This window comes from Vibrio sp. 1401 (genome assembly GCF_033340295.1).
On record NZ_JAWOWF010000081.1, the window covers coordinates 1 to 8,097 of the forward strand.

Genomic DNA, 8,097 nt, shown 5'->3' on the forward strand with positions numbered 1-8,097 from the left:
ACCACCTCCGCAGCCATTTATTGGTGTGGTCTACAGAGGATTATGTCTTTTTAGAGGGGAAAATCCCTAGAACCCCACCTTGAGACAGAACGCGCCTTGGTCAGAATCCCAGTCGCTGGGCGGGTTTGCGCCTACGCTCTTGACCCCCGACAACGCCAAAGAATACGCGGCCTTCGTGACCAAGACGCTGGTCAACAAGGACGGCGATATTAAGCGCCGGATCATGTCGATGTTTAGCCCAGAGGAACGCCCAGACGACAGGGAGTGACGGGCACTGGCTGGCAATGTCTAGCAACGGCAGGCATTTCGGCTGAGGGTAAAAGAACTTTCCGCTAAGCGATAGACTGTATGTAAACACAGTATTGCAAGGACGCGGAACATGCCTCATGTGGCGGCCAGGACGGCCAGCCGGGATCGGGATACTGGTCGTTACCAGAGCCACCGACCCGAGCAAACCCTTCTCTATCAGATCGTTGACGAGTATTACCCGGCATTCGCTGCGCTTATGGCAGAGCAGGGAAAGGAATTGCCGGGCTATGTGCAACGGGAATTTGAAGAATTTCTCCAATGCGGGCGGCTGGAGCATGGCTTTCTACGGGTTCGCTGCGAGTCTTGCCACGCCGAGCACCTGGTCGCTTTCAGCTGTAAGCGTCGCGGTTTCTGCCCGAGCTGTGGGGCGCGGCGGATGGCCGAAAGTGCCGCCTTGCTGGTTGATGAAGTACTGCCTGAACAACCCATGCGTCAGTGGGTGTTGAGCTTCCCGTTTCAGCTGCGTTTCCTGTTTGCCAGCCGGCCCGAGATCATGGGGTGGGTGCTGGGCATCGTTTACCGCGTCATTGCCACGCACCTGGTCAAGAAAGCGGGCCATACCCACCAAGTGGCCAAGACGGGCGCGGTCACCCTGATCCAGCGTTTTGGATCGGCGCTCAATCTGAATGTTCACTTCCACATGCTGTTTCTCGACGGTGTGTATGTCGAGCAATCCCACGGCTCAGCGCGTTTCCGCTGGGTCAAGGCGCCGACCAGCCCAGAGCTCACCCAGCTGACGCACACCATCGCCCACCGGGTGGGTCGCTATCTGGAACGGCAAGGCCTGCTGGAACGGGATGTCGAAAACAGCTATCTGGCCTCGGATGCGGTGGATGACGACCCGATGACACCCCTGCTGGGGCACTCGATCACTTACCGTATCGCTGTCGGTTCACAGGCGGGGCGAAAGGTGTTCACTTTGCAAACTCTGCCGACCAGTGGTGATCCGTTCGGTGACGGGATTGGCAAGGTAGCCGGGTCCAGCCTGCACGCCGGCGTGGCGGCCAGGGCCGATGAACGCAAGAAGCTCGAACGGCTGTGCCGGTACATCAGCCGCCCGGCGGTATCCGAGAAGCGGCTGTCGTTAACACGAGGCGGCAACGTGCGCTACCAGCTCAAGACGCCGTACCGGGACGGCACCACGCACGTCATTTTCGAACCATTGGATTTCATTGCAAGGCTGGCCGCCCTGGTACCGAAGCCCAGAGTCAACCTAACCCGCTTCCACGGGGTGTTCGCACCCAACAGTCGGCACCGGGCGTTGGTCACGCCGGCAAAACGGGGCAGGGGCAACAAGGTCAGGGTGGCTGATGAACCGGCAACACCAGCACAACGGCGAGCGTCGATGACATGGGCGCAACGGCTCAAGCGTGTTTTCAATATCGACATCGAGACCTGCAGCGGCTGCGGCGGCGCCATGAAAGTCATCGCCTGCATTGAAGACCCTATAGTGATCAAGCAGATCCTTGATCACCTGAAGCACAAAGCCGAAACCAGCGGGACCAGGGCGTTACCCGAAAGCCGGGCGCCACCGGCTGAGCTGCTCCTGGGTCTGTTTGACTGACGAGCCTGAAGGCCAACGATACCAATCAAAATGCTGCGTTCACAGCGCCGCGGCAGGGATCCGCCGTGCTGGTTGTCGGAAAAGGAGCCGCTAGTGGGAAAGAGGAGGGTAAATTTTCAGCGTTGCTGGCTCCCCGTCAGCCGGATTGGGTTGCATCGCAGGGGTGTCGAAAGAGTCAACTGCGGTCCAAAGCTGTTGGACTTGGGTGAAAAGGGCGTTTATTCTTCCTATACGTGCCGCGTTCCAGGCGGCGACTATGAGGGCTATGTCGATGCCCATGTGCGCCGGCTGGAGGCGCTACGCCGGGCCGGTATCGTCGAGCGGATCGACGCCGACCAATGGCGCATCCCCGATGATCTGGTCAGCCGTGCCGCCGCCCATGACGCCGGCCGAGACAGTCAGGCCAGCGTTCGCGTCCTTTCCCCGGTCGATCTGAACAAACAGATCGGATCGGACGGCGCGACCTGGCTGGACCGGCGGCTGATCCACGGCGAGACGGCCGACCTTGCGCCAACCGGCTTCGGGCAACAAGTCCGCGAAGCCATGGACCAGCGCCGCGAGCACCATATCGAACAGGGCGACGCCACCCGCAGCCGGGACAGCCGCGTCTTCTACCGGCGCAACCTTCTCGCCATCCTGCGGGAGCGCGAGGTAGCCGGCGTCGGATCGGATATGGCTTTGAGTAAGGGCCTGCCGTTCCGCGCCGCCACGGACGGCGAGAGCGTCAGCGGCAAGTTTACCGGAACCGTGCATCTATCGAGCGGCAAGTTCGCCGTGGTCGAGAAATCCCATGAGTTCACCCTTGTCCCGTGGCGGCCGATCATCGACCGCCAACTCGGCCGCGAGGTTATGGGCATCGTGCAGGGCGGGTCGGTGTCGTGGCAGTTAGGGCGGCAGAGGGGGCTGGAACGCTGAGTGCGCCCATGCCGCATTGCGAAGCAAAAGATAATCGGATAAAATGTAGCAATTCATATTCGTAAGCGTGGAGTAATCAGATGGGAAATTCCAAGTCAGCAGACAAGTAAGCCGCAACAACCAGTATTGTTGTTGCGGCGCTCTGTAAGGCTAGTCTCATCTGATTGCTGACGAGCAGACGTCGCCCGGTATTCCTTAATCGAGGGTTGATTCGTCATGACCACCACACGCCCCGCGTGGGCCTATACGCTGCCGGCAGCACTGCTGCTGATGGCTCCTTTCGACATCCTCGCTTCACTGGCGATGGATATTTATCTCCCTGTCGTTCCAGCGATGCCCGGCATCCTGAACACGACGCCCGCTATGATCCAACTCACGTTGAGCCTCTATATGGTGATGCTCGGCGTGGGCCAGGTGATTTTTGGTCCGCTCTCAGACAGAATCGGGCGACGGCCAATTCTACTTGCGGGCGCAACGGCTTTCGTCATTGCGTCTCTGGGAGCAGCTTGGTCTTCAACTGCACCGGCCTTTGTCGCTTTCCGTCTACTTCAAGCAGTGGGCGCGTCGGCCATGCTGGTGGCGACGTTCGCGACGGTTCGCGACGTTTATGCCAACCGTCCTGAGGGTGTCGTCATCTACGGCCTTTTCAGTTCGATGCTGGCGTTCGTGCCTGCGCTCGGCCCTATCGCCGGAGTATTGATCGGCGAGTTCTTGGGATGGCAGGCGATATTCATTACTTTGGCTATACTGGCGATGCTCGCACTCCTAAATGCGGGTTTCAGGTGGCACGAAACCCGCCCTCTGGATCAAGTCAAGACGCGCCGATCTGTCTTGCCGATCTTCGCGAGTCCGGCTTTTTGGGTTTACACTGTCGGCTTTAGCGCCGGTATGGGCACCTACTTCGTCTTCTTCTCGACGGCTCCCCGTGTGCTCATAGGCCAAGCGGAATATTCCGAGATCGGATTCAGCTTTGCCTTCGCCACTGTCGCGCTTGTAATGATCGTGACAACCCGTTTCGCGAAGTCCTTTGTCGCCAGATGGGGCATCGCAGGATGCGTGGCGCGTGGGATGGCGTTGCTTGTTTGCGGAGCGGTCCTGTTGGGGATCGGCGAACTTTACGGCTCGCCGTCATTCCTCACCTTCATCCTACCGATGTGGGTTGTCGCGGTCGGTATTGTCTTCACGGTGTCCGTTACCGCGAACGGCGCTTTGGCAGAGTTCGACGACATCGCGGGATCAGCGGTCGCGTTCTACTTCTGCGTTCAAAGCCTGATAGTCAGCATTGTCGGGACATTGGCGGTGGCACTTTTAAACGGTGACACAGCGTGGCCCGTGATCTGTTACGCCACGGCGATGGCGGTACTGGTTTCGTTGGGGCTGGTGCTCCTTCGGCTCCGTGGGGCTGCCACCGAGAAGTCGCCAGTCGTCTAACCGACGACTGGTAGCAGGCCCGCTCCGATGCGGCGCACTAACCATCGAAACCTCGTGAATGTCGGTATCCTGTCTGGCAGGATACCGCTCATTTCCCTTGTTCAGTTCATCGCCGTCGCCGAGCATCTGAATTTTCGGCATGCGGCCAAGGCACTTGGTATCAGCCAGTCGAGCGTCAGCGCGCGTGTGAAAGCGCTGGAGGATAACCTTGGTGTCCTGCTATTTGAGCGCCATGCGCGGGGCGTTCGGCTAACAGACGCAGGCAGGCACTTCATGGAGCGTGTCACGGCGGGTGTCGATCAACTCGATCACGCAGTGAAGACCGCGGAGTGACGGGCACTGGCTGGCAATGTCTAGCAACGGCAGGCATTTCGGCTGAGGGTAAAAGAACTTTCCGCTAAGCGATAGACTGTATGTAAACACAGTATTGCAAGGACGCGGAACATGCCTCATGTGGCGGCCAGGACGGCCAGCCGGGATCGGGATACTGGTCGTTACCAGAGCCACCGACCCGAGCAAACCCTTCTCTATCAGATCGTTGACGAGTATTACCCGGCATTCGCTGCGCTTATGGCAGAGCAGGGAAAGGAATTGCCGGGCTATGTGCAACGGGAATTTGAAGAATTTCTCCAATGCGGGCGGCTGGAGCATGGCTTTCTACGGGTTCGCTGCGAGTCTTGCCACGCCGAGCACCTGGTCGCTTTCAGCTGTAAGCGTCGCGGTTTCTGCCCGAGCTGTGGGGCGCGGCGGATGGCCGAAAGTGCCGCCTTGCTGGTTGATGAAGTACTGCCTGAACAACCCATGCGTCAGTGGGTGTTGAGCTTCCCGTTTCAGCTGCGTTTCCTGTTTGGGGTCGTTTGCGGGAAGGGGCGGAATCCTACGCTAAGGCTTTGGCCAGCGATATTCTCCGGTGAGATTGATGTGTTCCCAGGGGATAGGAGAAGTCGCTTGATATCTAGTATGACGTCTGTCGCACCTGCTTGATCGCGGCCGCGATAGCTAGATCGCGTTGCTCCTCTTCTCCATCCGCGTTCCAAGCTGCGGAAAGGCACCCATAAGCGTACGCCTGGTCGAGCAGGCGACGCGGATCGACGTCCAGCGCACGAGAGAATGCGTCCGCCATCTGTGCAATGCGTCTAGGATCGAGACAAAGGTCGTCTCTGTCAGCCGGATCGTAGAACATATTGGCGGCGCCAAAGCCCACTTCACCGACCAGACCGACGGGATCTATCACCAGCCAGCCGCGACTGGAGAACATGATGTTTTCATGATGCAGATCGCCATGTAGCCCACGCAGTTCCGAGGCATTGCTCATCATTTGATCGGCTATAATCGCCGCGTGGACGTAGTCAGTTTGACAACCTGCGTTTTGATCATCGCGCGCCCGCTGAAACAAAGCTGCAAAGCGATCCCGGATCGGGAGAAGGGCAGAAGGCAGGGGTTCCTCAGATGCGGCATACAGCTTCGCCATTAGTTCCGCTGCAATTTCGGTCGCCTGGTAGTCGCCGTGCTCGGCAACGATGTGAGAGAGCATTCGCTCCCCGGCATATTCGAGCAACATCAGATTGTTCTCACGACCGAGCAACCGGACTGCTCCCCTCCCATTGCGCCATACCAGATAGTCGGCCCCGCGCAGTTCATCAGCAATGTCTTCTATAGGTTTCAATCCCTTGACGATTGCAGGAGTCCCGTCTGGCAATGAAACTTTCCAAACGAGGCTGGAAAAGGTGTCCGCAATGAGAACAGGTTGCGAAACGTGCCAATGAGCAGGAAAAACAGGCGGCATGAACATCAACCCCAAGTCAGAGGGTCCAATCGCAGATAGAAGGCAAGGCGTTCGCGGTCGGGGGCTTCGATCCCCAATACATTGAATAGGACAGCGAAGGCGCGCTCTGCTTCATCTGGCGCTGCCCAGTTCTCTTCGGCGTTAGCAATCATGAGTGCCAAATCGGCATAGCGATCTGCTGTTCCGAGCCGCCCAAGGTCGATCAGACCCGTGCATTGAAGAGTTTTAGGGTCCACCATGAAGTTCGGCATGCAGGGATCACCATGGCAAACAACCATATCGGTGCGCTCTTGGTCGAGCCGCACCGGTAGCTCTCGTTCGACACGAGCCAAAAGATCGAGCTGCGGCGTACTCTTGTCCTCGTCCGGTAAGAAGTCGGGATTGACGGCATTGCGGGACACCACATCAACGGCGCGTCCGAACATTCGCGACAGCCTGCGCTCAAACGGACATTGATCAACCGATAGGCTGTGAACAGCGCCAAGTTGCTGCCCCATTGACGGCCACGCTTTGAGCAAATCCGCTCCAGACAGATCAGCCGCCGGTACTCCCGGAATTGCCGTTATCACCAAGCATGCACCCTCCTGTTCCTCCTGCCAGTTGATCACCTCGGGGCAAGCCACACCTCGACCTTTGAGCCAAATGAGGCGGTCACGCTCTCCAGCGAGCTCACCGCGGCGGGAAGCAGGTGCGATTTTCGCGAAGGCATGCCCGTCACCACGTCGAAAAACAAAATCACCAGATTCTCCGCCTCTGACAGGCAACCAGTCAGAATGCGATTCACCAAAAAAAATATTAGTTCGATTCAATGGAGGTTCCTTCAGTTTTCTGATGAAGCGCGAATATAGAGAAATATCCCGAATGTGCAGTTAACGAATTCTTGCGGTTTCTTTCAGCGCCGCCAATACCGCCAGCCCGTCGCGCAAGGGGCGCGGCTCGTGTGTGCGGATGAAGTCAGCTCCACCTGCGGCGGCGGCAAGCTCTGCAGCGAGTGTCGCGGCCCCGACATCCCCCGGACCACGGCCTGTGAGCGCGCGCAGAAAGGATTTGCGCGAAACAGACAGAAGCACCGGCAAATCGAAGCGCAGCCGCAATTCATCGAACCGCGCCAGCACCGAGAGCGAGGTTTCGGGAGCAGCCCCCAGAAAAAACCCCATGCCGGGATCAAGGACAAGGCGGTTGCGTTTGATACCGGCACCCGTCAGCGCCGCGATGCGCGCGTCAAAGAACGCCGCAATGTGATCCATGATGTCGCCAGCGGGTGCCTCGCGCCGATCTGCCTGCCCGTCTTGCACCGAATGCATAACGACGAGTTTGGCAGATGATTTCGCCAATTGCGGATAGAACGCAGCGTCTGGAAAACCGCGAATATCATTGAGATAGGCTACACCACGCGACAAGGCATAGGCTTGCGTCGCGGGTTGATAACTGTCGAGCGAGACGGGAATGCCATCTGCCTTGAGCGCGTCCAGCACCGGCGCGATACGCGCGATTTCTGTGTCGGACGAAACAGGCGCGGCGTCGGGATTGCTGGATGCCGGACCGAGGTCGATCACATCTGCCCCCTCGGCCATCAGCTTACGCGCCTGCGCAATGGCTGCGTCTGGCGCCAGATACCGGCCTCCATCGGAGAAACTGTCCGAGGTTATGTTGACGATGCCGAAAATGATGAGCGATTTATTCATGGGGGCTTCTATAATAATAATAATCGAGCATGAGTCTCATACGGATGCTCGGGTCGAAAGGGAATCCCCAGGCGAGTAACCTGTTTGCGGTGATCCATTAGCTGCAGGAGCAGAATAGCATACATCTGGAAGCAAAGCCAGGAAAGCGGCCTATGGAGCTGTGCGGCAGCGCTCAGTAGGCAATTTTTCAAAATATTGTTAAGCCTTTTCTGAGCATGGTATTTTTCATGGTATTACCAATTAGCAGGAAAATAAGCCATTGAATATAAAAGATAAAAATGTCTTGTTTACAATAGAGTGGGATACAGACACGCTTGATATGTTTGGAGATGGGGTTCTAGGGATTTTCCCCTCTAAAAAGACTTAATCCTCTGTAGACCACACCAATAAATGGCTGCGGAGGTGGG

7 protein-coding genes and 1 pseudogene are annotated in these 8,097 nt (G+C 57.8%); 5 read left to right on the forward strand and 3 right to left on the reverse strand.

Translation table 11 applies throughout. The annotated features are described in order from the left end of the window. Nucleotides 1-379: 379 nt before the first annotated feature. The 5 genes and pseudogenes from R7Z77_RS23240 to R7Z77_RS23260 form a co-directional block, all read left to right on the forward strand. On the forward strand, nucleotides 380-1,873 hold the full coding sequence (locus R7Z77_RS23240; RefSeq protein ID WP_001120888.1) for an IS91-like element ISVsa3 family transposase: 1,494 nt from the start codon (nucleotides 380-382) through the stop codon (nucleotides 1,871-1,873). 30 nt (nucleotides 1,874-1,903) lie between these two features. After that, entirely contained in the window at nucleotides 1,904-2,788 is an 885-nt protein-coding gene (locus tag R7Z77_RS23245; protein ID WP_001447541.1) for a DUF3363 domain-containing protein, read from the forward strand. Between the two features lie 216 nt (nucleotides 2,789-3,004). Continuing rightward, nucleotides 3,005-4,219, forward strand: a complete 1,215-nt coding sequence (gene floR, locus R7Z77_RS23250) for a chloramphenicol/florfenicol efflux MFS transporter FloR (protein WP_000214122.1) — start codon at nucleotides 3,005-3,007, stop codon at nucleotides 4,217-4,219. A 27-nt stretch (nucleotides 4,220-4,246) separates the two neighbouring features. Continuing rightward, on the forward strand, nucleotides 4,247-4,552 hold the full coding sequence (locus R7Z77_RS23255) for a LysR family transcriptional regulator (RefSeq protein WP_001255015.1): 306 nt from the start codon (nucleotides 4,247-4,249) through the stop codon (nucleotides 4,550-4,552). Nucleotides 4,553-4,663: 111 nt separating this feature from the next. Then, a pseudogene (locus tag R7Z77_RS23260) lies at nucleotides 4,664-5,068 on the forward strand (IS91 family transposase); the annotation flags it as partial. Between the two features lie 106 nt (nucleotides 5,069-5,174). Here the strand turns inward: R7Z77_RS23260 and R7Z77_RS23265 are convergent. The 3 genes from R7Z77_RS23265 to sul2 are packed head-to-tail and all read right to left on the reverse strand — an operon-like array spanning nucleotide 5,175 to nucleotide 7,690. Beyond that, nucleotides 5,175-6,011, reverse strand: coding sequence for an aminoglycoside O-phosphotransferase APH(6)-Id (locus tag R7Z77_RS23265; RefSeq protein WP_000480968.1), 837 nt, complete (start codon nucleotides 6,009-6,011; stop codon nucleotides 5,175-5,177). Further along, nucleotides 6,011-6,814, reverse strand: a complete 804-nt coding sequence (aph(3'')-Ib, locus tag R7Z77_RS23270) for an aminoglycoside O-phosphotransferase APH(3'')-Ib (RefSeq protein ID WP_001082319.1) — start codon at nucleotides 6,812-6,814, stop codon at nucleotides 6,011-6,013. Before aph(3'')-Ib ends, R7Z77_RS23265 begins: the two co-directional genes overlap by 1 nt. Before the next feature lie 60 nt (nucleotides 6,815-6,874). Next, complete coding sequence (sul2, locus tag R7Z77_RS23275) at nucleotides 6,875-7,690, reverse strand: sulfonamide-resistant dihydropteroate synthase Sul2 (RefSeq protein WP_001043260.1); 816 nt, start codon at nucleotides 7,688-7,690, stop codon at nucleotides 6,875-6,877. Between the last annotated feature and the right edge of the window lie 407 nt (nucleotides 7,691-8,097).